Raw genomic sequence first — 23,536 nt, forward strand, 5'->3', positions numbered from 1 at the left:
GTTCAGCGTTTCATTTACGCGTCCAGCCACACCTGCTCGCTGAACATGTAACCCATGAAGCCGCCCAGCGGGTTGCTGGAATAGCCCTGGATACGCTTGTCCACACCGTCGATGTTGCTGATGAACACGGGGATGCCGATGCCGCAGTTCTGGCTGACCAGCGTCTGCATGTCGCCATACAGTTTGCCGCGCTTGGCGTCGTCGGTTTCGCCACGGGCCAGCACCAGCAACTGATCGAACTGGTCGTTTTTCCAGCCGGATTCGTTCCACGGCGCTGTGGACTGGAAGAATTGCGAGAAGATCACGTCGGCGTTCGGGCGCGGGTTGATGTTGCCGAAGCTCAGCGGATGCTTCATCCAGTGGTTGGACCAGTAGCCGTCGCTTGGCAGACGGTTGACGTTGAGGGTCAGACCGGCCTGCTTGGCGGACTGTTGCAGCAGCACGGCAATGTCCACCGAACCGGTCGCAGCAGGCGACGCCGCCACGGCCATGGTGATACTTTCCATGCCGGCTTTCTTGAGCAGGAATTTGGCTTTTTCCGGGTCGTAGGCGCGCTGTGGCAGGTCGGCGTTGAAGTAGCGCGAGCCTGGCGAGATCGGGTGGTCGTTACCGACGCGGGCATAGCCACGGAACACCGCTGATTTGACCTGCTCACGGTCCAGCAGGTACTTCATGGCCTCGGTGAATTCCGGACTCTTGCCGGGCATCTGGTCCTGACGAATGATCAGGTCGGTATAGTTGCCGGACGGGGCATCGACCACCCGGTGTTTGGCGCTGGCGGCAATGCGTGTGGTCGAGCGCGGATTGACCTCGTTGATCATGTGTACGTCGCCGGAGAGCAGCGCGTTGACCCGCGATGGCTCGTCGGCGATGGCGATGAATTCGATCTCGTCCAGGTACGGCAGGCCCGGCTTCCAGTAGTTGGGGTTGCGCGCACTGACCGAGCGCACGCCAGGGTTGAATTCCTTGACGGTGAACGGCCCGGTGCCGATGCCTTTGCTGAAGTCGGTGGTGCCTTCAGGCACGATCAGCAGGTGCGAGACCGCGAGGATCGACGGCAGCTCGGCGTTTGGCGAGCTGAGGGTGATCTGCACTTCCAGCGGGCCGGTGGCCTTGATCTCGGAAAACTGCGCCATCAGTGGCATGACTTTCGAACCGGTGGCCGGATCCTTGTGGCGCGACAGGGAGAACACCACGTCACCAGCGGTCAGCGCCTTGCCATTGTGGAAGGTCACGCCCTGGCGCAGGGTCACGGTCCAGACCGTCGCGTTGTCGCTTTCGATCTTCTCGGCCAGCTCCATGTGCGGCACCAGATGGCTGTCGAAACGCGTCAGGCCGTTGTAGAACATGAAATGACGCACGTAGTCGGTGGACAGCGCGCCTTTGGCCGGGTCCAGCGTATCGGCGGTAGAACTGGACATGCCGGCAACCCGAATGCGGCCGCCCGGTTTGCCTTTGACAGGGGCATCCGCGTCGTCGGCAAAGACCTTGCCGGCCGCGCCGAACAGGCTGGTGGAGCCCGCCGCAACTACGCCTGCAACACCCAGCATGCGCAACGCATCGCGCCGTGACAGGCCACGATTGAGACCTTCGAAAACCCGCAGGCTGTCTTGGCCTGTGATCAACGCGGAGTCGGTTTTTTTATCAGCCATATCAGTTCTACCTGTCGAAAAGGGGAAATTCCGAATTGCTCACGGTTGGCCGGAGCGTCCTTCAAGCACACACGATGACGGTCAGACGAACACTCAGTGGCGGCTGTCCTGATAGCGGTAATATGCGCCTACCAGCGGCAGAAACCATGGTTTGCCGAAGTGGCCGGGAATGGCTGGCCAGCTCAGGTCTTTCCAGGGATTGGCCTGTGCCTTGCCTTCCATGACTTCGGCCATCATCCGCCCCATGTGCACCGACATTTGCACACCGTGACCGCTGTAACCCATCGAATAGAAGACCCCGCTGTGTTCGCCTGCACGCGGCAAACGGTCGGAGGTCATGTCCACCAGCCCGCCCCAGCAGTAGTCGACCTTGACGTGTGCCAGTTGCGGAAACATCTGCATCATGGCCGCCTGCAACACCTTGCCGCTTTTGGCGTCTGAGCTGCTGTTGGACATGGCGAAGCGTGCGCGTCCGCCGAACAGCAGGCGGTTGTCCGGCGTGAGGCGGAAATAGTTGCCGATCAAACGGCTGGTCACGTAAGCGCGCTGGTGAGGGAACAGTTGGTCGATCAGCGCTTGCGGCAATACTTCAGTGACGATGACGAAGCTGCCGACCGGCACGATGCGCCGGCGATACCAGCCCAGTCCGCCATGCTGGCAGGCACCGGTCGCCAACATCAGCTGGCCGGCCTGGATCGAGCCTTTCGAGGTGTTGACCACAAAGCCGCCACGGTTGGCTTTCCAGTCTTTTACCGTCGCGTTCTGATACACCCTTGCGCCATGGCGCACGGCCGCATCGGCGAGACCCAGACCGAAACGTCCGACATGCATCTGTATGCCGTTGCGCTGCAGCAGGCCACCGTGAAACTCGTTCGAATCGATTTCGGCGCGCACGTCCTGAGCCGATAGCAGCTCGACGTCAGCATCGACTTCGCGGCGGATCAGCTCGCAGGTGCGCGCCAGTCCTTCGTAATGCCCTGGCTTGGCCGCCAGCTTGAGCTTGCCGTTACGCTTGACGTCGCAGGCGATGTTTTCCTCCTCGATTACGGTCACGACGCTCTGCACCGCGCTTTCATAAGCCTTGTAATACTCGCGTGCCTGATCGGCACCCAGGGTTGCGCTCAACGACGCGTAGTCCTGGGCCACGCCGGTATTGCACTGTCCGCCATTGCGGCCCGACGCTTCGCCGATTACCCGGCCTGCTTCCAGAACCACCACGCTGGCACCTTTCAAGGCCAATGCACGCGCCGCAGCAAGGCCGGTGAAACCGCCACCGACCACCACCACGTCAGCCTGCCCCTCCACTGCGCCGTCCTGCGCGCCGGTAAAGTCTGGAGCCGTATCGAGCCAGTAAGACTCACTGCGCATATCGTTCCCCTTGTCACTCATCGAAGAGCACCTTGAAAAATGCCGGTTTTGCGCGGGTTGCCCAGCCTAGAGGCCGACCAGCCCGGCCAGTCCGCCGATATCCGGGATCTGGTGGTATTCGTAGAAGCTGTTGGCGGGCTGTTCATGACCGCGAGCCACAAAGGCCTTGTTTTTGATTTTCATGTCGTGGGCCGAGAACAGGTCATAACGGAAGCTCGAGGACACATGCAAGATGTCTTCCGGACCGCAACCCAGGTTGTCGAGCATGAACTCGAAGGCTGCCAGACGCGGCTTGTAGACCTTGGCCTGGTCAGCGGTGAACACCTTGTGGAACGGTGCACCGAGCTTTTCGACGTTGGACATGATCTGGCTGTCGCTGGCGTTGGAGTAAATCACCAGCGGGATCTTGTCGGCGATTTTCGACAGGCCGGCGGGCACATCGGCGTGTGGGCCCCAGGTTGGTACGGCGTCGTAATACAGCTGGCCTTCTTCGCGGTATTCAACGTTCCAGCGCTTGCAGGTGCGCGCCAGTGCGACTTTCAGGATTTCGTCGTATGGCATCCAGTCACCCATGACCTGATCCAGACGATACGCCGAAAAATCCCTGACGAACTGATCCATCTGTTCAGCCGGAACGCGGTCGGCAAACAGCTCGCGCGTCATGGTGCCCATATGGAAATTGGTCAACGTGCCGTAGCAGTCGAACGTAATGAATTTTGGTCGAAGAAAGCTCATTGTGTGCGGTCCTGAAAGTTCGTTGAGGTCATGGCATGACGAGCAATCCGGCCTGATATCCAGGGGCGGTGATGCACGCTGCAGCACAACCTCATTACAACACCGTGAAATCAGCATATGGCGTTAAAAGTGATGGCTGCTTGATAGAAACCACCGTTTTGAGGTGCGCGCTCAGCAGACTTTGCGGGGCGCTCCAGCCTTGGGCAGAGCCCGGTTTTCGGCGCTTTTGTGACCCTTTTCAGGGCGCTCGGGCTCAAACGCGCGGGTTTGCGCCGCAGAAACTGCGCCGTGTCGGTGGTTGGCGAGTGACAAATGCCGGAAGCTATATAAAGAGCCTGAACGCGGGGTAAAAAACCTAAGCATTTGCTGCCGGAGGCCCGGTCGATTTAAGCAGTAACTGTGGTCTGGCGAACGGCACTTCGTGGAATCTGCCGAATGCGCGCAGCCCTCTTGTCACCGCCTGCAGCAGATGGGATACAGCAAGCCTGGCGCATCCTTTTATTGCCTGTGCATCCTTCTGGACGGAGACACGTCATGCTCGCTCAGCAACGCCTCGACTTTGAATTTCGCCCCATGACCGCAGCCGATGTCGGCAACGCTCATGAGTTATCCATCGCCCTGAAGTGGCCGCATCGACTTGAGGACTGGGCCATGCTGCAACGTGTCGCCCAAGGCTTTGTCGCGCTACACAACGGGCGTTTGATCGGCAGTGCCTTTGCCTGTCATCAGGGCGAGTTTTCCACCATCGGCCTGGTGATCGTCAGTGACGATTACCAGGGCAAGGGCATTGGTCGCAAGCTGATGGAGTTGGCCGTCGGCAGCGTCGCGCCCCGCACGGCGGTCCTCAACGCCACGCTGGCAGGTGCGCCGCTCTACGCGAAGATGGGGTTCGTCAGCTTTGGCGAGATCCAGCAGCGTCAGGGGCAGGCGCAACCGCCCGGCACCACCGAACTGAAGGCACAGGAACGTTGCCGCGGGCTGAGCGAGGCTGACCACCCTCGTGTGCTGGAACTGGCCAACGCCGGTTCGGGTATGGACCGCTCGGTGACGCTGGGCGATGTGCTGAACAACCTTGAACACGCTGTCGGCATTGAGCGCGACGGTCAGTTGCAGGCCTTTGCCCTGCTGCGCCCGTTCGGTCGTGGCTTGTGCATCGGCCCTGTTGTTGCCCAGAGCGTTGACCAGGCCAGGCACATGATTGGAGAGCTGCTAGCCCGCGTGCCTTATGCCTTCGTACGTATCGACATCCCGACCGATAGCGGCCTGGCCGACTGGCTGGAGGAAGCCGGCCTCAAGCGCGTCGACAGCGTGACCTGCATGAGCATGGGCGCAGTCCCGCGAGCCACTCAGGGCGTGCGCCAGTTTGCGCTGATTACCCAGGCGATCGGCTGATCGCCCGTAAGCACCTCATCGTGCCAATGCTCTCGCAGAGCGTCACGAAATGCGTTACCACGCAGAGCGCTCATCGTTATACATAAGTCCTGGAGAGCCCCGAATACACGCTTTTCAGGCTTCTGCCCGCAGGGCGTAGGAGCGAACTTGTTCGCGAAGACAGGCGATCGTACCGGCCCTTTCGCGAACAAGTTCGCTCCTACGGCCTCCGGCCAGAAGCAAAAGCGGATTTGTGTATAACGCTGAGTCCGGAGCGTGGGAACGATCATCAACGCTTCAACTTCAGGAGCCCTACCCGATGCCCCAACCCACTGTTTTGCTATTGGCCCGCGCTGACCTCAGCCCGGTCGACACCGAATTCACCACCGGCCCCATCGATGCGCATGACTCGTTCGATAATGAGCGTCGCACAGCGTTCATCGATGATCAGGGCATTGCGGCCGGCCTCGTGCATTTCGGCACGTCGCTGTCAGTGGCAGCCTACCCCTACACCGAAATGCTGGTGATGCATCGCGGGTCCGTCACCCTGACCTCCGGCACCGAGAGCCTCACCATCAAGACCGGTGAAAGTGCCGTGATCGGTCGCGGGACTCAAGTACGTATCGACGCGCAACCGGATAGCCTCTGGGCGTTCTGCGCGTCCACCCAGGCCAGCGGGCCAGACAAACCCGGCATCACCGCGCTCGACCGCCTGGCCATGCTCACGCCGTCTTCACCGCCAGACCCGGCGATCATGATCAGCGCGCTGCCACAATGCCGCAGCAACAACCTCTTCGAAGACACCGCCAGCACCCTGCGTATCGGCGTGTGGGACTCGACGCCCTACGAACGCATCTCGCGGCCGCACAAGATCCATGAACTGATGAACCTGATCGAAGGCAGCGTCGAGCTGAGCCTGGAAAACGGCCCGAGCCTGACCGTGAACACCGGCGATACCGTATTCGTCGCCCAAGGCGCGCCCTGCAAGTGGACCAGCACTGCGTATGTGCGCAAGTTTTATGCGGTGACGTGAAGTAGAACGACGTGCTGCTTCGCCCGACGACTGCTATTCAGCAGGGAGCCTGGAATGGAGCGATGGGAAAACGCTATGTGGATGAATACAATGAAACCGGCAGAAGCACCCAAACACTGGTGATGCTTCTCGCCCGCTACATTATTCTTTCAGGCCCAGCACGTAGAACTTGCTGTCCACCGCGATCAACGGAAAGCTTGCTGGCAGGTCCTCCTTCGTTATCTCTCTGAAACCGTGCTTTTCATAGAAGCGATGCGCAGCGTGAAACTTGTCGGTCGTGCCCAGGAATACTTCGCTGACGCCCTTGCGGGTTGATTCCGCGATCAGGCGCTCGAGCAGTCTGGCTGCAACGGAGAATTCCCGGCCGCGAAACGGGGCGGCGACAAACATCTTGCGCAGTGCTGCCTGCCCTGCGCCGATGTCTCTGAGACCGATGCTGCCGATGACCTGATCGTCTTGTACCGCAACCCAGAAACCCCCTGTGCCGGTCTGGTAAAAGTCCGGAATCGCTTTCAGGTCAGGCTGGTCTTCGGCGGTGATGGGAATACCGAACTCTTCGCGCTGGATTGGCAGAATCATCGCCGATACACCTTGCTCGTCGCTCGGCACGAAACGCCGTATCTGAATCCCGTTTACGCCCACAACACACCTCCTGGTCATCGTCCTCAGTGGAAATCAGTATTCCAGACAAGCAAACGCCCCGACAAGTCGAGGCGTTTGCTTGAGCATTTTCGAGGACCGCGTGCAGGTGCGAATGCAAAGATGTTTAATTACAACACCGCTCCGACGACCTGACGGTTACGGCATTTGCCTGTGAGCTTGCCCTTCCAACCCAGGCAGTGAGCAGCTTCCGATACCCGCGATCGATGGCTCGAGCAATGTCTGCGCCATATCAAGTAAATAGACGACAGTTAGCGTGAGGTCTCGGCCCTGCCCATTGAGCTGATCACTGGCCTCATGTGCCGTGGCCGAAGCGCAACGCATTAAGTCGGATACACGTATCAGCGTTTCTTCAAGACTGGAGGGCGGATCTGGAGTGAGTTTGACCATGGCTTTGCTCCTACTGTACTGAAAGCCGTCTTTCGCTGTTCTCACACAACAAAAGGTGGCAGCTATGTGCAGGGTGAGAAACCGAACAGTAGGCATTCGGCCAGACCGGGGTCTGCCTGCACACAGCCGCCATGAAGCATGCGCCAATAAAAATCGACGATGGCTGGCAGAGTGATGCGCCTACTCAAGAACGGGTTCTCACGCCCGGTCACTGAATGTGCAGTGACGAGACGCAGGCTAGATCCAGGAGACACTAAGCGCAAGCAGGCTGGATGATCTAGGAAATTTCGCACAGTGGGTAGGGATATGTCTTTCGGATTTGTGACATTTTCAGAGGCCTGTCATTGCCAATGAAAAGAGCCCGTCTTTGACGAAAACAGTGACATCAATGCGTAGTGGCGATTAGCTGCCTTTTAGGATTACTATTGGATCCAACTCTCGCTTGTGAAGCGTAATGAATCGCTTCAAACGAGGCGCTGTTCAAAAATATCCACGAAGGTTGAACAATGAGCACTACCGAAGAAATTAATATCAGTCAGCTCTCGACTGTGGAACGAGTGATTTTCCACATAATTGGGCCTGATTTAAAAGCTCCCAAAATCCTTACAGAAGTTGAAGACCCTAGCGTACACTCTGAGTTTTTCATTTCTAGACTAATCGAGACATCGCAAGGCACGAGCTATAATTTCAATCCCGCATCTGGTGTGCAAGCTCAAATTCAGCAGGCGCTTGATAGTCCTCATGCGTTCGTAGATTGCTCGCAGATTCTTGCAGAACGCTTTCAAAAACTTTACGAGAGTGATAAGCGTCTTATACCTGGGGTTTTAATGTTGCTGCAGATAAAAAGCGGTACAGAGCGGTATGCAGCAATTATAAAATATGATGACATCAAAGTTATTTCGTATAAGACTCTTCAAACTGAAGACGGAAAAACAAAGCCAATCTTGGATTTAATTCTTAACACTTTTGTTCAGGACAAAAAAGCATTACAAAAATCTGCACTTATAAAAATAGAAGGGGCTGGCGGTAAGCTGATATGTATTGATCGAAGTGAGAAGAATGGTGATATTACAGAAAAGTTTAAGGCGTTTCTTGATGTGTCAAGAGAATTTACGCACGAGACATTGACGGATCGACTGTTGACTGCGCTTTCAGATACTGCTAAGTCTAACAAGAGCATAGTTCCATTGGCAATACTTAGTAGTTTAAAGATAACAGCTAAAGAAGCCATATCCTCGATAAAGGTATTCAACCCCGAGCATCCAGAGAACCTATTATCTGCCATGTTTGGAGAACTTCATTCAGACGAAAAAATATTAGCCAGCTTCGCAAAAGAGCTTAAAAAGCAAAAAATTAGTTCTTCGATAATAAAGATACCGGAGAATCATTATCCTAAGTCCACGAAAAAGATAAAAGAAACATATGAAGGTGTGAAGGTTATATACACACAAGAACATATCGATAGCGGTGACATAGAATTTGATGATTCAGACAGTACAAAGAAAATCATTGTTTCAACCCTGCAGTATATTGTAGATGACGAATTCAATGGAAAGCTTTAACTTAGTAACAGGGCGTTCGTTCTCGTCCACTGAAAGCCACGAGCAAGTTATATTTAACCTTCCAGCACTATCTGCAAGTGATATCTGTACATTAAACGATTTTGCCGACGCGTATAGAAAGTTTTTTACGCTTGAATGCAGAACCGAGGAAGGTGAAAAATTCCCTCTGCCCGACACTAGCGGACAGCTGGTTGGCTCTACTGCCAACCTCAAGGTATCAAAGCTGCCGAGGGGTACTTCTACAGTCTTTTTTACAATTAGTGGTCTTCGAGGATCGCTAAAAAATGACACTGTTCAAAGAAGCAATATTATTTATTTGTTTTTTGGATTTTCAGAGTTTTCCTCGCAAAGCTGCAACTTTAAAATATGGAGTAAAGATGAAAGTGCCGATGACATAAGTCGTACGCTTCTCGATCCTAGAAATTTTATCCGCGACTCCACAGGAGGTGCTTTAGTTGAGCATCTAAAGTTCTGGGCTCTTCGTACTAAGCCTAATGTGTTAAGTGAAGCTTTTCGCGTTTGGGAGGAAATAGCTATTCCATGCTCAAGTTTGATTTTTTGCACTGAGGTTTGGAAAAAAAATCTAGCTTTGAACTTGATTTTTTCTGGTCCTCAAAAACTAGAAATAGAATACGACCAAAAAATCGACAAGATTTTGTTTGACACTTTAAAAGTGGTGGAAAGTACAAGTTGGATACTAGATGTTGATCGAGAAGTAGAGATACGCCACAATTTTTTTTCTTCCAGGATTGCCAGTGAGAGGCGTAGAACTTTTGAAACTTGGCCTGAGTTTTTTAATCGAGTGGCATCTAGGGTGCTGGAAAATTCAAAAAATGATTATAAGGCTCATTTGCATAGCAAATCATCCGAGACACTAAAAGCTATTGCGGATTTAAGAAAAATTATTGCTGAAGAGTCTTCGAAGATAATTGATAGAACACATGCTCTCACGTCGACGTTATTCAGGGACATAGCTATTGCCATTGGAGCTGTGAGTATAAAAATACTTGCTGTAAAGGAAGCGTCAATCGAATCTAGCTTTCTATTATTGTTTAGTGCTTTGTGGCTGGCGGCGAGTCTATCAATCACGATAAGTACAAATCGCGCCTACATAATATCCCTGACAAGGTCTAGATTTTTATGGAATAAGAAGGTTGATTCTTTAATTCCACTTTCAGAGTTTAAGGATTTATCAACGCGTCCATTTAAGGACGCGGTTAAGGCATATAATCGCTCGAGGTCCTATGCAATTACCATTTATGCGTCAACGATGGCTATTATGATTTTAATGGCTATTTCCCAATCAAGGGTCGTCCACGTTGCAAAAGAGTTTTTAACTAATTTTTTCAGATAAAATAAAACCGCCTCATTGGGCGGTTTTATTTACGGTGTTTTCTATTACAACTTCGGACCCGCAGCCTTGATGGCGTCGCTCACGTCGAACTTCTTGAAGTTCTCCACGAACAGGCCAGCCAGTGCTTTTGCCGCTTCGTCGTAGGCAGCTTTGTCAGCCCAGGTGTTGCGTGGGTTGAGCAGGCCGGTATCGACGCCGGGTACCGACTTCGGTACGTCGAGGTTGATGGTGTCGAGGTGTTCGGTTTCGGCACCGATCAGTGCGCCGCTCTGGATCGCTGCGATCACGCCACGGGTGGTCGGGATGTTGAAGCGCTTGCCGACGCCGTAGCCACCGCCGGTCCAGCCGGTGTTGACCAGGTAGACCTTGGATTTGAAGCCGCGGATGCGCTTGATCAGCAGTTCTGCGTATTCGCCAGCCGGACGCGGGAAGAACGGTGCGCCGAAGCAGGTGGAGAAGGTGGACTTGATGCCCGAACCCGAACCCATTTCAGTCGAGCCGACCAGTGCGGTGTAACCCGACAGGAAGTGGTAGGCGGCCTGTTCTTCGCTGAGGATCGACACAGGCGGCAGTACGCCGGTCAGGTCGCAGGTCAGGAAGATAACGGCGTTCGGCTCGCCACCGAGGTTCTTCGGTGCGCGTTTTTCGATCAGTTCGCGCGGGTAGGCGGCGCGGCTGTTCTGGGTCAGGCTGCTGTCGGCGTAGTCGGCTTTTTTGGTAACCGGGTCGAGTACGACGTTTTCCAGTACGGCGCCGTGCTGGATGGCTTTCCAGATGACCGGCTCGTTCTTCTCGGACAGGTCGATGCACTTGGCATAGCAACCGCCTTCGATGTTGAACACCACGCCCTCGCCCCAGCCGTGTTCGTTGTCACCGATCAGGTAACGGCTTTCATCAGCGGACAGGGTGGTCTTGCCGGTGCCGGACAGGCCGAAGAACAGGGTGACATCGCCCTCTTCGCCCATGTTGGCCGCGCAGTGCATTGGCAGAACGTCGGACGCCGGGAGCAGGAAGTTCTGCACCGAGAACATGGCTTTCTTCATTTCGCCGGCATAACGCATGCCTGCGATCAGCACCTTGCGGGCTTTGAAGTTGATGATGACGGTGCCGTCGGAGTTGGTGCCGTCACGCTCAGGGTCGCAGACGAACCATGGCGCGTTCTGGATTTCCCACTCGTCCTTGCCTGCCGGGTTGTACTGTTCAGGGTTGATGAACAGGCAACGGCCGAACAGATTGTGCCACGCAGTCTCGGTGGTCATCTTGACCGGCAGGTAGTGCGCAGGGTCGGAGCCTACATGAACATGGGAAACGAAGCGCTCGCGCTCGGCGAGGTACGCGCCGACACGGTTCCACAGGGCGTTGAATTTATCCTCCGGGAACTTGCGGTTGATCGGGCCCCAGGCGATGGCGTCCTGAGTGCTCGGCTCTTCAACGATGAAACGATCGACCGGCGAACGGCCAGTGCGATGGCCTGTCTCCACAACCAGTGCGCCAGTATCGGACAGTACGCCTTCTTTGCGGGCAAGGGCTTCCTTGACCAGTTCGTCGGTGCTCAGATCGGTGTACACAGCGTTGTTGGTTTGCGTCATGAGGTTCCCCGTCGGCCTGTGGCCGAGTGCTCCAAACGGTTTTGTAGTAAAAAAACAACCACTACTACAGCGTAAAAGTGGGCCGGATTATGCCAGAAATGCCTGGAAATGGTAGGACCCTCCTGTCAGAACAGCATTACAGGGGCCCACACCGTATTCTGAGGCCCTTTACGCGATGATTAATGGCGCGTGTCAGATGGCGAATCGACACCGCCGCCAGCAAACAGCTGCGCGACGTCAGTGGCATCGAACAGATAGCGTTCGTTGCAGAACTGGCAATCGATCTCGATCGTGCCGTTGTGCTCGATAACCAATTGCTGCGCGTCCTCCAGCCCAAGGCTGGCCAGCGCATTGGCCGAGCGCTCACGCGAGCAACTGCAGCGAAAGCAGATGGGCTGTTCGTCGAACAGGCGAACCGGGTCTTCGTGATACAGGCGATGCAGGATGGTCTGGTTGTCCAGCCCGAGCATTTCCTCGGCCGTAAGGGTGTTGGCCAGGGTGATGACGTGCTCCCAGCTGGCGTCGCGTTCTTCCGGATCGGTGATCTGTGCGATGGGCAGCTGTTGCAGCAACAGACCACGGGCGCGGTGACCGTCGGCCTTGAGCCAGAAACGCGTGCCCAGCTGTTCGGACATCACGAAGTAGTTGGAGAGGCTTTCCGACAGGTCGACGCCGTCGAGGGCAACGATGCCCTGATAGCGCTTGCCCTTGTTCGGGTCGATGGTCAATGCCAGCGAGCCATCGGGCATCAGGTCCTGCAGACCTGCGCCTGCTGTGACCAGTGCCTCGTCATAACGGGCGATGCCACGCAGCTCGCGCTCGCTGGAGCACTCGACCATCAGCAACGGCACGGCGCCGCTGGAGCGTGCCTGGAGGATCAACAGGCCGTCGAATTTGAGGGTGCCGACGAGCAGCGCGGCAGCCGCCATCAGTTCGCCAAGCAACTGCGCGACCGGCTCCGGGTAGGGATGCTTGGCGAGCACTTCGGCGTAGCTGCGCTCCAGGGCGACCAGTTCTCCGCGAACGTCGCTTTCGTCGAAGATGAAGCGCTGGGTGAAATCGATGTTCGGGAAATCATGCATAGGTAGGAAAGGTATCTGAAGTAATGACAATGGATGGCACGCGGCTGAGGAAGCACCTTCCGGCACTCGAAAGCGCCGTGGGCCATGCGGATTGACCGCATTTTAGGAGCTATGCGGTGCGCTTCCAAGCTGGATGGCACGTCGGACTGATAGCCGGAGCTGCCCGGTGCCGTGTTTCAGTCGTTGTTCTGGCTGGCGCGGAAGCCGAAAAGCTCCCGGCGTTGCTTCTTGGTCGGCTTTCCGTCGGTGGTCACACCCAGGTTGCCGGCCTTGCGCTGAGCGGCAGCATGCTCGCGTCTGGCGATGCTCTCGGGTGTCTCGTGATACAGCGTCTGTGCCTCCGGCGCGCCACGGCGAACGATGGACAGAGCCTCGACGACTACCGTGCGGTCGTCGAAACCCATGCGAATCTGAAACTCGTCACCGATACGAGGCTCCTTGCCGGGCTTGCAACGTTCGCCACGACAGTGCACCTTTCCGCTTTCGATAGCCGCTTTGGCCAGCGCGCGAGTTTTGAAAAAGCGCGCGGCCCACAGCCATTTATCCAGGCGGACCTTATCGTCTTCTTCCATCTTTTGTGCCATTTGAATTCCTCATGCGTGTGGCAGTCTGAACGTTATCCGGCTAATCGGGAAACCTGGCGGTCTGCAGTTGCTGATCTATAGCTGTCAAGAACATGAAGTAACCGATCCTTGCTTGTCAAAATCCGCTATTCATCATTTTATTATGGCCCTGACCTCACATGGAGTGCGATGTGACAGATTTTCCAACTTCGTTGACCTCCCCCAAAAAGGGGTGTGAGGGCTGCACCGGCAGTCCGGAACTGGGCTTTTCGTTTGATTATGCCTATCAACCCATCGTCAACCTGCATGACCAGTCGATCTTTGCCCATGAGGCGCTGGTCCGGGGCCCGAATGGTGAAGGCGCGATGTCGGTACTGAACCAGGTCACCGATCAGAACCGCTATCGCTTCGATCAGACCTGCCGGACCACAGCCATCGCCGGCGCTGCGAGACTGGGCATGACCGAACGTTTATCGATCAATTTTTTGCCAAATGCCGTGTATCGTCCCGAGCTGTGTATCCGCAGCACGCTGGAAGCGGCCAAGCTTCATGACTTCCCCATCGAGCGGTTGATTTTCGAAACCATTGAAAGCGAACATGTCTGCAACAACGGCCATTTGAGCAACATCCTGCGCGAATACCGAGAGTTCGGTTTCATGACCGCCATCGACGATTTCGGTGCCGGCTACTCCGGCCTGACGCTGCTGGCTGATTTTCAGCCCGATCTGATAAAACTCGACATGCACCTGGTTCGCGACATTCATCGTGATCGCGCACGTCAGGCCATTGTTCGTGGCGTTGTCACAATGTGTACGGACTTGGGGATTAAACTCATCGCCGAAGGTATCGAACACATTGAAGAGCGGGATTTTCTGGCTGATTGCGGCATATCCCTGATGCAAGGCTATTTGTTCGCCAAACCTGCATTCAAAGCCCTGGCTCAGGTCGCACCCGAGGCCTGGCAGAAGTCTTGAACAGTACGGAATCGCATTGAAGACATTCGATCATCTGACAGTTATCGGCCTGCGCGAGTGGGTGGCGCTTCCCGATCTGGGGGTGGCAGGCCTGCGGGCAAAAATCGATACCGGTGCAAGCACGTCGAGCCTGCATGCCACGGAAATCGAGCCTTTTGAACGCAATGGCCAGAAATGGGTGCGCTTCAACGCGCATCTGGGCACTGTGGTTCAGTTGCGGCATCGTCGCTGCGAAGCGCAACTGGTTGCCATGAAAACCATTAAAAGCTCCAACGGTCAGGCGCAGGTGCGTTATGTCATTCGCACCACACTGGCCTTGGGTGATCGTATCTGGCCGGTGGAATTCACACTGGCCTGCCGCAAGTCGATGCGTTATCGACTGCTGCTCGGTTCCAAGGCTCTGATCGATGGCCATCTGGTGGTCAATCCGGGCATAACTTACGTACAAGACAAGCCGGTGTTCCCGGCCTCTACTTCCTCAGGTGTTGCATGAAGATCGCTGTGCTTTCGCGTAATCCGCGTCTGTATTCCACCCGTCGTCTGGTCGAAGCTGGCATTGAGCGTGGCCATGAGATGGTGGTGATCGACACCCTGCGCGCCTATATGAACATCGCCAGCCATAAGCCGCAGATTCACTACCGCGGCAAACCTCTGGAGGGCTTCGATGCGGTGATCCCGCGCATCGGTGCTTCGGTGACTTTCTATGGCTGTGCGGTGTTGCGTCAGTTTGAAATGATGGGCGTGTTTCCGCTCAATGAATCGGTCGCCATTGCCCGTTCGCGGGACAAGCTGCGCTCGTTGCAACTCCTGTCACGCCGGGGGATCGGCTTGCCGGTTACCGGTTTCGCTCACTCGCCCGACGATATTCCCGACCTGATCCAGATGGTCAACGGCGCGCCGCTGGTCATCAAGGTGCTCGAAGGCACTCAGGGGATCGGCGTGGTGCTGTGCGAAACGGCCACGGCGGCCGAATCGGTGATCGAAGCCTTCATGGGCCTCAAGCAGGACATCATGGTCCAGGAATACATCAAGGAAGCGGGCGGCGCCGACATCCGTTGCTTCGTGGTCGGCGACAAGGTCATTGCCTCGATGAAGCGCCAGGCCAAGCCAGGCGAGTTCCGCTCCAACCTGCACCGCGGCGGCAGCGCCAGCCTGATCAAGATCACCCCTGAAGAGCGCATGACTGCGCTGCGTGCAGCCAAGGTCATGGGGCTGAGCGTGGCTGGTGTGGACATCCTGCGTTCCAACCACGGCCCTCTGGTGATGGAGGTCAACTCCTCGCCTGGCCTGGAAGGCATTGAAGTGACTACCAGCAAGGACGTGGCCGGGATGATCATCGAGTACCTCGAGAAAAACAGCGGCCCGCATATGACCCGTACCAAAGGTAAAGGCTGACTGCCCGCCCCCGTTTCGATTGCCCAGGCCGGCGTCCTGTCTGCGGACGCCGGCCTGTGCATTCAGCTACCGTACATCAGGTAAACAGGCTTGCTAGCCGAGTCCTCGTCGACGTATCCCGTCTTTAATCCCGCATCCCTCTGTTCAGCTTAAGGCGACGTAATAGCCAGCTTCGCGCCGAATAGCCATCCTCCTGCGCGGCATAAATCAACACATTTCTCCCGTATTTGTATGCCGATCATGCATGAGGTAGTCGTTTACGGCATTAGACGTATGCGCGCGCCATGGGAATAGTTGCGACTTTTTTCGCCTGCTACAGAGCTGGGACGCTCGTCTGCGGTGACCTTCTCGGGACATTTCCAAAGGGAGCTCCTGCCTCGAAACTGCTGTGAAAAAGCACGCTCGGCGCACGGGTTTTGGATTTGCCCAAGCCACTTTGAACAAGGGTAATAATATGAAGAAGGCAAAGCTGAGTCTGGCCTGGCAGATTCTGATCGGACTGGTACTGGGTATCGCTGTGGGGGCGCTGCTCAATCATTTCAGTGCAGAAAAGGCCTGGTGGATCACTAACATCCTGCAGCCCGCAGGCGATATCTTCATTCGTCTGATCAAGATGATCGTTATCCCTATCGTTGTCGCCTCGCTGATCGTCGGTATCGCCGGCGTGGGTGATGCCAAGAAACTGGGGCGTATCGGTCTCAAGACCATTCTCTATTTCGAAGTCGTGACCACTATCGCGATTCTGGTGGGCCTGGTGCTGGCCAACGTGTTCCATCCGGGCACCGGCATCGACATGAGTACACTGGGCACTGTCGATATTTCCAAGTATCAGCAGACGACTGCTGAAGTTCAGCACGATCATGCGTTTATCGCGACCATTCTCAACCTGATCCCGTCCAATATCTTCGCTGCCATGGCGCGTGGCGAGATGCTGCCGATCATCTTCTTTTCAGTGTTGTTCGGTCTTGGGCTTTCCAGCCTGCAGGCCGAGGTCCGTGAGCCGCTGGTGAAACTGTTTCAGGGCGTCTCGGAGACCATGTTCAAGGTCACTCACATGATCATGAACTACGCGCCGATCGGCGTGTTTGCGCTGATTGCCGTGACTGTCGCAAATTTCGGCTTCGCCTCCCTGTTGCCGCTCGCCAAGCTGGTGATTCTGGTGTACGTGGCCATCGCCTTCTTCGCCTTTGTGGTGCTGGGGCTGATCGCTCGTGCATTCGGCTTTTCGGTCATCAGGCTGATGCGCATCTTCAAGGACGAGCTGATTCTGTCCTACTCCACGGCCAGCTCCGAAACCGTGCTGCCACGCGTGATCCAGAAGATGGAAGCCTATGGCGCACCGAAGGCGATCTGTAGCTTCGTGGTCCCTACGGGCTACTCGTTCAACCTTGACGGTTCGACGCTCTATCAGAGCATCGCAGCGATCTTCATCGCTCAGTTGTACGGCATCGACCTGTCGATTGGCGCGCAATTGATGCTGGTACTGACCCTGATGGTCACCTCCAAAGGCATCGCGGGCGTACCGGGCGTTTCCTTCGTCGTGCTGCTGGCGACACTGGGCAGCGCCGGTATTCCTCTGGAAGGCCTGGCATTCATCGCCGGTGTCGACCGCATCATGGACATGGCGCGTACCGCTCTGAACGTGATCGGCAATGCGCTGGCAGTGCTGGTCATCTCGCGCTGGGAAGGCATGTACGACGATGCCAAGGGCGAGCGCTACTGGGAATCCCTGCCGCACTGGCGCAGCAAAGAGCCCGTGCCACTGCGCCAGCCTACCGCAGAGTAACGCCCATCGTTCCTCATGCGTGGGCGTGAGGAACGAGCTGCCTCAGCGGTCTGCCCGCTGCACGCGAGCCATGAATGCCGGCCAGTCGGCCTCTCTGTCAGCCGCTACTTGCTGAACGTTCGGGCTCAAGGCCAATTGCTCCTGCAGGGCTCGGGCAGCGGGCATGTCCTCCAGCATGTCCAGCCCGAACAATCGCTCGCCGACCTGTTGCGCCAGATCGACGCTGTACAGAAAGTAGATATCGGCAACGGTGAAATGCTCGCCAGCGACGTAGGGTGCAAACAGGCCGCGCTGGGCCAGGGCGGCGACCCCTTTGATCAGATCGCGACGCGCCTTGGCCTTGAGGTCGGGCGGCGTGGGTCTGCCACCGAAGATCACCTCCGCATAACACATGCGCGCCGGCAGCTCGATGTACAGCTCGATTTCCTTGGCGATGGTCCATACCTGAGCGCGTGCGAAAGCGCTGGCGGGCAGCAGTGGCCGGTCCGGTGAGGTGTCCTCTATATAGCGCAGAATCACGTCGGTCTCACTGATGAAGCCTTCCGCCGTTCCGAGTACCGGCACCTTCCCGCGGGCGCTGACGGCCAGCACCTCGGGGCTCTGACAGCCAAACAGCGGCACCACCTGAAAGGGCAGTTGCTTCTCCAGCAGCGCCAGCTTGACCATGTTGAAGTAGTTGCTTGCGGCGAATCCATAAAGCGTCAGCATCGTCGGCCTCCTCAGCCTCCATCCTGGTAATTGACGGGCTGCACGCTACCGGGCTGACTCTATCTTTCAGTGACTTGGGTCATTTCCCGGCAGTTTTAGGAAGCGTCCTACACATGACCATTCGGGCGCGCAGGACTGCCCGATTGCAGGATTCCGGGTAGACTGCCCGCCTTACCTGAGGAGTGACCATGACCGACGACATCGATAATGACGAAGAAGACTTTGCTGCCTCGACCCTGATCGAAGCCATCGAGAACCAGATCGAAGCCGGTAATCCGCCCGCAGCCAGAGCGGTCTTCAACATGCTGACCCTGGTGAACTATGAACGTGAAGATATCCTTGAAATGATGGCCCATGTGCTGGCCATCGAGATCGATGCCCTGCTGGAGCAGGACCGTCCGTTCGACACACAATGGTATGAAGCGGCGCTGCGCGCCCTGCCTGACCTGCCGCCGGAAAAGTAATCCTGCGGTCAGAGCGTGACAGCAAGATATATGCTGCAAACACTTCAGACGCTGACTACACTGCAAATGCCCCGCTGCCGCTTGATCCTCCGGGGCCACACGCCAAACCGGCTTTAACGGTCATCCAGAACCGACGAGCGCAGATCGGACACGTCGATTCCAGAGCACACCCGCCAGCCGGCGAGGTCGTATTACTACAAAAAGTCTGGAGTACCTATGTCGTATACCCCTGAGTTGGTTGCCGAACTGGAAATCCTTGCACTGTTCAATCTGGGAAACACCCAGGAAGGCCTCAAAGTCCACCATGTAGCGGCGCCCACGGCCGTTGCAGCCGCACAAAGACTCTTCGATAAAGGACTGACGACCCAGGTCGATGGCGGTTACCTGACGAGCCTCGGGCTCGAGGCCGCCCAGCATGCCCAATCATTGCTGACCATCCTCAACGTCTCCAGGCAAGCCGCCTGAATGTAGCAGGGCCTGCGCACAAAAAAGCGTGGCAGGCCCTTCACTTATCCGAGCGCCAGTCGATACAGGACGTTGGCGCCAGAATAACCATCCGACCGAATCCGCTTCTCTCGGCTGCAAACCTTCTCCGCCATCTTGCTCGGTAATTCCACGCCTGCACAGGCCAGATGCCTTGAGTTGCGATGACGCGTAATCCTGAAATTCGCCCCGACCTGGATGAGGGCATCGACCGCAAGGTTCTCAGCCAGCTGCGTAACCGTTTCCTGTCGCTCAATGACGGGCGGTACGCGCGTGCGCTGGAAGGTATGTCGACCCGCCAGCAGAGCGTTTTGACCCTGCTGCCGCTGTTCTTTCACGTCAACCATCCGCTGTTGCCCGGTTATGTTTCCGGCAGCACGCCTGCCGGCGTTTCGCATTACGAACCGGACACGTTGGCCCTGGCCGAGGCGCAGCGGCTGACGCGCTCCTTTTCCTACAAGGCCCGGCATGGCAACCCGCCCCAGCCGATTCATGGCCTGTTTCTGATGGGCAGCCTCGGCACGCTGGCTCAGGCTGAACAAAGCGACATGGATGTCTGGGTCTGCCACGACAGCGAGCTGGAACCGGAGGCCATCGCCGAACTGCGCAAGAAGTGCCAGGCACTTGAAGCCTGGGCTGCGACGATGGGCGCAGAGGCGCATTTCTTTCTGATCGACCCACAGCGTTTCAAGAGCGGCGAGCGCGATTCGCAGCTCAGCTCGGACGATTGCGGGACTACCCAGCATTACCTGTTGCTCGACGAGTTTTATCGCACCGCGATCTGGCTCGCCGGGCGCACCCCGATGTGGTGGCTGGTGCCGGTCTATGAAGAGCAGAATTACGATGATTACACCCACACCCTGCTGAGCAAGCGCTTCATCCGCGCCAGCGAGGTGCTCGACCTCGGCCCGATGTCGCACATTCCTCCGTCCGAGTTCATCGGTGCCGGATTGTGGCAGTTGTTCAAAGGCATCGAGTCGCCCTACAAGTCTGTGCTCAAGCTGCTGTTGATCGAGGTCTATTCCAGCGAGCATCCTCGCGTGCAGTGCCTGAGCCTGCGCTTCAAACAAGCGGTGTTCGCCAATCAGCTGGACCCGGATGAACTGGACCCTTACGTGGTCGTGTACCGGCGTATCGAGGAGCATCTGCAGGCGCGCAACGAGCCGGAGCGCCTGGAGCTGGTGCGGCGTAGCCTGTACCTGAAGGTCAACAAGAAGCTCACCGGATCGACCCGCCTGCGCAACGCCGGCTGGCAGCGCCAGCTGCTGGAGCGCCTGACCACGGAGTGGGGTTGGGACGAGCGACAATTGGCGTTGCTCGACAGTCGCAGTCAGTGGAAAGTCCGCCAGGTGGCCGGCGAGCGCCGCTCACTGGTCAACGAGCTGAATTACAGCTATCGCTTTCAGAGCCGATTCGCCAAAACGCAAAGCACTGCCGATGCCCTCAATGCCCGCGACCTGACCATTCTGGGTCGGCGCCTGTATGCGGCTTTTGAACGCAAGGCGGGCAAGGTCGAGTTCATCAACCCTGGCATCGCCCCTGACCTTGCCGAAGATACGCTGACGCTGGTGCACTCTCCCGACAAGCGCGAGCCCGGCAAGCACCAGTGGGCCTTGTATAACGGCAATCTGGGCATTCACGAGTTGCCGAACTTCTCACCACTCAAACGCAGCCGTGAATTGCTTGAGCTGTTGACCTGGTGCCACCGCAATACCGTGATCGATAGCACTACCCGCGTGGCATTGCACCCCGGCGCCAGTGACCTGAGCGAGTTCGAACTGTTCAATCTGATGGGCGCCTTGCAGCAGAGCATTCAGCTGCCACTGCCCGAGGTCAGTGATGAGGCGTTACTGATGCCCAGCACGCCCAGCGAGATACTGCTGTTGATCAATGTCGGCGTCGATCCGCTCAGCCATCATCGCGACCTCAATATTCTGATGACCACCGAGCGCACCGACTCGCTCAGTTACGCGGGTGTCCGGGAAAATCTGGTGCTGACGCTGGACCAGATCACCCTCAATACCTGGAACGAAACACTGGTCAGCCGCTACGACGGCCCGCACGCCCTGCTCGATTGCATGAGCGAACTGCTCGGCAGCCTGCCGCAGAGCGGTAAACAGACGCAGATTCACGTGCGCTGCTTCTGCCATAACCGTGCGCCCGCCATTGCTCAGCGTGTTGAAGAACTGATCGGCACGGCACGTTTGTTACTTGAAAGGCGGCTCAATCACCGTTACCTGATTCAGGTGCAGCAGCAGTATCACGTGTTAGAGATGAAGCCGGGGCAGATCGGTCATGTGGTGATCAACAGCCTGCCCGGCCTGTTCAAGTACCTGGGTGAACAGCTGTCGTCGTACAGCCCGCTACACCTGGACCCGCAGGCACTCGATGACCACGATCTGGCCCTGATCCTGCCGCTTGGTCAGCCGGAATGCATTCAGGTGTTCTACCGGGTCAACGAGCCGGATGCTGACCTGTACGTGCTCGACGAGCACAATTCGCTCTGGCACCAGCGTCTGCCTTATCACGATGAGCAAAGCCTGCTGGTGCCGCTGCAGCGCTTTCTTCACGCGCTGGTTTATCGCCGGGGCGCTTCATTGCCGCTGGATGATCCGTCCGCGCCGGTGACGCTGGAAGCCCTCTACTATCAGATGCTGCCCTCCGGCGCAGGGCCTGCCCGACGTGTTGAACATCGACCAGCGCCGACTGCCGCGGACAAGGCGTTTTACGATGTGCAGGCAATCATTGAAGAAACCTCGCCAGGGCAACTGAACGCCACCCTGTACTGCGACAACAGCGAGTTTTCCGAGCTGGAATACGGCGATCGACTGTACGCCGCCGTCGCGCAACAAATCCTCGGCAAACGCCTGGAGCTTCAGCGCTACCGCTGTTACATCACCGACCTGGACCTCTCCGGGCTGCTGGACGGCAAGCACGGACAAAGCATCCTCTTCCTGCGCCACAAGGCCGAACTGGAGAAGCTGCTGAACGAGGCGATGGATCAGGCCTGACGTTCAGCATTGGCACGATAGGTGTTCTGCGCGACGCCTGTCGTTCCTCACGCTCCGTGGGAATGCAGTTCCGGACGCTCTGCGTCCGCTCTTGAATGCGGAGGTAGCGTCTTCTATTACTCGTACTCGCCCGCCGCTTCCGGCTGATATTCCACCGCCAGCAAGGTCAGTTTCAGGGGCTTGCCGCCCGGTGCAGGCCAGTCGATGTGTTGGCCGATTTGCAGACCCAGCAGCGCCGAGCCCATCGGCGCCAGAACCGAGACGGTGCCGTCTGCGCCCGCATCCTGTGGATAAACCAGCTTGAGGTGGTAGTCCTTGCCGCTGACTTCTTCGCGGCAATGCACGCGCGAATTCATGGTCACAACGCCCGCAGGCACTTCGTCGTGGCCAACCACCTGGTCGGCGCGGTCCAGTTCGGCCTGCAACGCCTGGATACCCGGCGCGTCTTCGTCCTGGCTGGCGATAAAACTCTCAAGACGCTGTACGTCGAGTCGGGTAAGGATGATCGAAGGTGCTGTGGTCATGGTCTGGGCAGACTCCTTTATTCTCCATGAATAAAACAAAGCCCCACCAATTGGCGGGGTTTGACGAGCCTCTTGTCTGCAGAGGCAAGGTCTGACACTAACACAGCGCAGTAAATACACAACCCGACGCGGTTTCAGCCTGCGGCCTGGTCAACCTCGGCGCGGGCTCGACGCTGATCGGCCTCGTGGCGAATCTGGCGGCGGCGGTCGTCATCGGCCGATCGCCATTCGCGGATGTCTTCGACATGACGGAAGCACCCCAGGCAAACCTTCTGCTCATCGAGCCGACACAGGCTGATACACGGCGAGGCTACTGCCGGGCTGACATTGCTGAAAAGCGGCTTGGGCGGTCGAACGGGTGACTGGCTCACGATCAGATCTCGGAGAAGTCCAGTTCGACGCTGGCCTGCTCGACGGTAAAGCGCTCCAGCATCTCGCTCAGCAGCTCGTCACTGGAGTCGCAGGCCCAGCACTGATTCTCTTCGTCGTAGTCGAAGTGAAAACCACCCGATCTGGCGGCCAGCCAGAGCTGACGCAGGGGCTCCTGACGACTGAAGATAAGCTGCGTGCCGCCTTCAAACTTGACCGTCAGTACACCGGCCGAGTTTTCCAGGTCCACATCCAGACCACTCTCGTCGAATACGTCTTCGATATTCTGCTGCGTCGCATCGACGAGGTCGTGAAAACGGGCTTCGGTCAAACTCATTGCGGGAACCTCGGTAAGTGTCTGCAAATAGCGCAGAGGGGCAAGATACGGACGCAGCCAGGCAAATGCAAAGCTTACTCATCATTGACGATGCACGAGCACTTTAATCCCGATCAACCATAGCTC

General features: G+C 57.0%; 23 protein-coding genes. 11 read left to right on the forward strand and 12 right to left on the reverse strand.

Features of this window, described 5'->3' with window-relative positions:
* Positions 1-14 precede the first annotated feature (14 nt).
* The 3 genes from V476_RS11435 to V476_RS11445 all read right to left on the reverse strand — a co-directional run bounded on the left by V476_RS11435 (position 15) and on the right by V476_RS11445 (position 3,755).
* A complete protein-coding gene (locus tag V476_RS11435; protein WP_024959741.1) occupies positions 15-1,652 on the reverse strand; it encodes an ABC transporter substrate-binding protein in 1,638 nt (545 codons plus the stop codon).
* Between the two features lie 93 nt (positions 1,653-1,745).
* On the reverse strand, positions 1,746-3,020 hold the full coding sequence (locus tag V476_RS11440) for an NAD(P)/FAD-dependent oxidoreductase (RefSeq protein ID WP_024959742.1): 1,275 nt from the start codon (positions 3,018-3,020) through the stop codon (positions 1,746-1,748).
* A 66-nt stretch (positions 3,021-3,086) separates the two neighbouring features.
* The gene (locus V476_RS11445; RefSeq protein ID WP_003425796.1) at positions 3,087-3,755 is read right to left on the reverse strand and encodes a haloacid dehalogenase type II; all 669 of its coding nucleotides are present in this window, start codon (positions 3,753-3,755) and stop codon (positions 3,087-3,089) included.
* Positions 3,756-4,289: 534 nt separating this feature from the next.
* Between V476_RS11445 and V476_RS11450 the strand changes: the two genes are divergently transcribed.
* Positions 4,290-5,147: a GNAT family N-acetyltransferase gene (locus V476_RS11450; RefSeq protein ID WP_024959743.1), complete on the forward strand. Its 858-nt coding sequence runs from the start codon at positions 4,290-4,292 to the stop codon at positions 5,145-5,147.
* 298 nt (positions 5,148-5,445) lie between these two features.
* Positions 5,446-6,159: a cupin domain-containing protein gene (locus V476_RS11455; RefSeq protein ID WP_010408443.1), complete on the forward strand. Its 714-nt coding sequence runs from the start codon at positions 5,446-5,448 to the stop codon at positions 6,157-6,159.
* A 141-nt stretch (positions 6,160-6,300) separates the two neighbouring features.
* Here the strand turns inward: V476_RS11455 and V476_RS11460 are convergent, their stop codons facing one another.
* Positions 6,301-6,801, reverse strand: coding sequence for a GNAT family N-acetyltransferase (locus V476_RS11460; RefSeq protein WP_024959744.1), 501 nt, complete (start codon positions 6,799-6,801; stop codon positions 6,301-6,303).
* A gap of 156 nt (positions 6,802-6,957) precedes the next feature.
* Positions 6,958-7,209 carry a DUF6124 family protein gene (locus V476_RS11465; protein WP_003425807.1) on the reverse strand — a complete coding sequence of 84 codons (252 nt, stop codon included), beginning with the start codon at positions 7,207-7,209 and terminating at the stop codon, positions 6,958-6,960.
* Positions 7,210-7,715: 506 nt separating this feature from the next.
* On the opposite strand from V476_RS11465, the gene V476_RS11470 reads away from it, so the two are divergent.
* Together V476_RS11470 and V476_RS28165 are read left to right on the forward strand one after the other, a co-directional pair.
* Positions 7,716-8,771, forward strand: coding sequence for a nucleoid-associated protein (locus V476_RS11470; RefSeq protein WP_024682638.1), 1,056 nt, complete (start codon positions 7,716-7,718; stop codon positions 8,769-8,771).
* Complete coding sequence (locus V476_RS28165) at positions 8,758-10,125, forward strand: hypothetical protein (RefSeq protein ID WP_146050756.1); 1,368 nt, start codon at positions 8,758-8,760, stop codon at positions 10,123-10,125. The genes V476_RS11470 and V476_RS28165 overlap by 14 nt, the downstream gene beginning before the upstream one ends.
* Positions 10,126-10,169: 44 nt before the next feature.
* Here the strand turns inward: V476_RS28165 and V476_RS11480 are convergent, their stop codons facing one another.
* The 3 genes from V476_RS11480 to V476_RS11490 form a co-directional block, all read right to left on the reverse strand.
* Positions 10,170-11,714, reverse strand: a complete 1,545-nt coding sequence (locus V476_RS11480; RefSeq protein ID WP_024959746.1) for a phosphoenolpyruvate carboxykinase — start codon at positions 11,712-11,714, stop codon at positions 10,170-10,172.
* 179 nt (positions 11,715-11,893) lie between these two features.
* Positions 11,894-12,796 (reverse strand): Hsp33 family molecular chaperone HslO, encoded by a 903-nt coding sequence (gene hslO / locus V476_RS11485; RefSeq protein ID WP_003318104.1) that lies wholly within the window; start codon positions 12,794-12,796, stop codon positions 11,894-11,896.
* 176 nt (positions 12,797-12,972) lie between these two features.
* The gene (locus V476_RS11490) at positions 12,973-13,380 is read right to left on the reverse strand and encodes an RNA-binding S4 domain-containing protein (protein ID WP_003344502.1); all 408 of its coding nucleotides are present in this window, start codon (positions 13,378-13,380) and stop codon (positions 12,973-12,975) included.
* 170 nt (positions 13,381-13,550) lie between these two features.
* Here V476_RS11490 and rimA point away from each other — a divergent pair, with 170 nt between their 5' ends.
* The 4 genes from rimA to gltP all read left to right on the forward strand — a co-directional run bounded on the left by rimA (position 13,551) and on the right by gltP (position 17,514).
* Positions 13,551-14,333, forward strand: coding sequence for a S6 modification regulatory phosphodiesterase RimA (gene rimA, locus V476_RS11495; protein WP_003318102.1), 783 nt, complete (start codon positions 13,551-13,553; stop codon positions 14,331-14,333).
* A 16-nt stretch (positions 14,334-14,349) separates the two neighbouring features.
* Positions 14,350-14,826, forward strand: a complete 477-nt coding sequence (rimB, locus tag V476_RS11500; protein WP_003318101.1) for a retropepsin-like aspartic endopeptidase RimB — start codon at positions 14,350-14,352, stop codon at positions 14,824-14,826.
* Positions 14,823-15,728, forward strand: coding sequence for a 30S ribosomal protein S6--L-glutamate ligase (rimK, locus tag V476_RS11505; protein ID WP_003318100.1), 906 nt, complete (start codon positions 14,823-14,825; stop codon positions 15,726-15,728). Before rimB ends, rimK begins: the two co-directional genes overlap by 4 nt.
* Positions 15,729-16,182: 454 nt before the next feature.
* Positions 16,183-17,514, forward strand: coding sequence for a glutamate/aspartate:proton symporter GltP (gene gltP / locus V476_RS11510; protein WP_003344498.1), 1,332 nt, complete (start codon positions 16,183-16,185; stop codon positions 17,512-17,514).
* A gap of 42 nt (positions 17,515-17,556) precedes the next feature.
* Here gltP and V476_RS11515 read toward each other — a convergent pair whose 3' ends face one another.
* A complete protein-coding gene (locus V476_RS11515) occupies positions 17,557-18,222 on the reverse strand; it encodes a glutathione S-transferase family protein (RefSeq protein ID WP_024959747.1) in 666 nt (221 codons plus the stop codon).
* Between the two features lie 188 nt (positions 18,223-18,410).
* On the opposite strand from V476_RS11515, the gene V476_RS11520 reads away from it, so the two are divergent.
* The 3 genes from V476_RS11520 to V476_RS11530 all read left to right on the forward strand — a co-directional run bounded on the left by V476_RS11520 (position 18,411) and on the right by V476_RS11530 (position 22,180).
* Positions 18,411-18,686, forward strand: a complete 276-nt coding sequence (locus tag V476_RS11520) for a hypothetical protein (RefSeq protein ID WP_003344493.1) — start codon at positions 18,411-18,413, stop codon at positions 18,684-18,686.
* A 216-nt stretch (positions 18,687-18,902) separates the two neighbouring features.
* Complete coding sequence (locus tag V476_RS11525) at positions 18,903-19,151, forward strand: TIGR02647 family protein (protein ID WP_003344490.1); 249 nt, start codon at positions 18,903-18,905, stop codon at positions 19,149-19,151.
* A 182-nt stretch (positions 19,152-19,333) separates the two neighbouring features.
* The gene (locus tag V476_RS11530; protein ID WP_024959748.1) at positions 19,334-22,180 is read left to right on the forward strand and encodes a class I adenylate cyclase; all 2,847 of its coding nucleotides are present in this window, start codon (positions 19,334-19,336) and stop codon (positions 22,178-22,180) included.
* A gap of 116 nt (positions 22,181-22,296) precedes the next feature.
* Here V476_RS11530 and rnk read toward each other — a convergent pair whose 3' ends face one another.
* The 3 genes from rnk to cyaY form a co-directional block, all read right to left on the reverse strand.
* Entirely contained in the window at positions 22,297-22,704 is a 408-nt protein-coding gene (gene rnk, locus V476_RS11535; protein WP_027903011.1) for a nucleoside diphosphate kinase regulator, read from the reverse strand.
* A gap of 134 nt (positions 22,705-22,838) precedes the next feature.
* Positions 22,839-23,075, reverse strand: coding sequence for a DUF1289 domain-containing protein (locus V476_RS11540; protein ID WP_003318094.1), 237 nt, complete (start codon positions 23,073-23,075; stop codon positions 22,839-22,841).
* A 2-nt stretch (positions 23,076-23,077) separates the two neighbouring features.
* Positions 23,078-23,410 carry an iron donor protein CyaY gene (cyaY, locus tag V476_RS11545; protein WP_024683192.1) on the reverse strand — a complete coding sequence of 111 codons (333 nt, stop codon included), beginning with the start codon at positions 23,408-23,410 and terminating at the stop codon, positions 23,078-23,080.
* Positions 23,411-23,536 lie beyond the last annotated feature (126 nt).

It is taken from the genome of Pseudomonas syringae KCTC 12500, assembly GCF_000507185.2.
Classification (GTDB): domain Bacteria; phylum Pseudomonadota; class Gammaproteobacteria; order Pseudomonadales; family Pseudomonadaceae; genus Aquipseudomonas; species Aquipseudomonas syringae.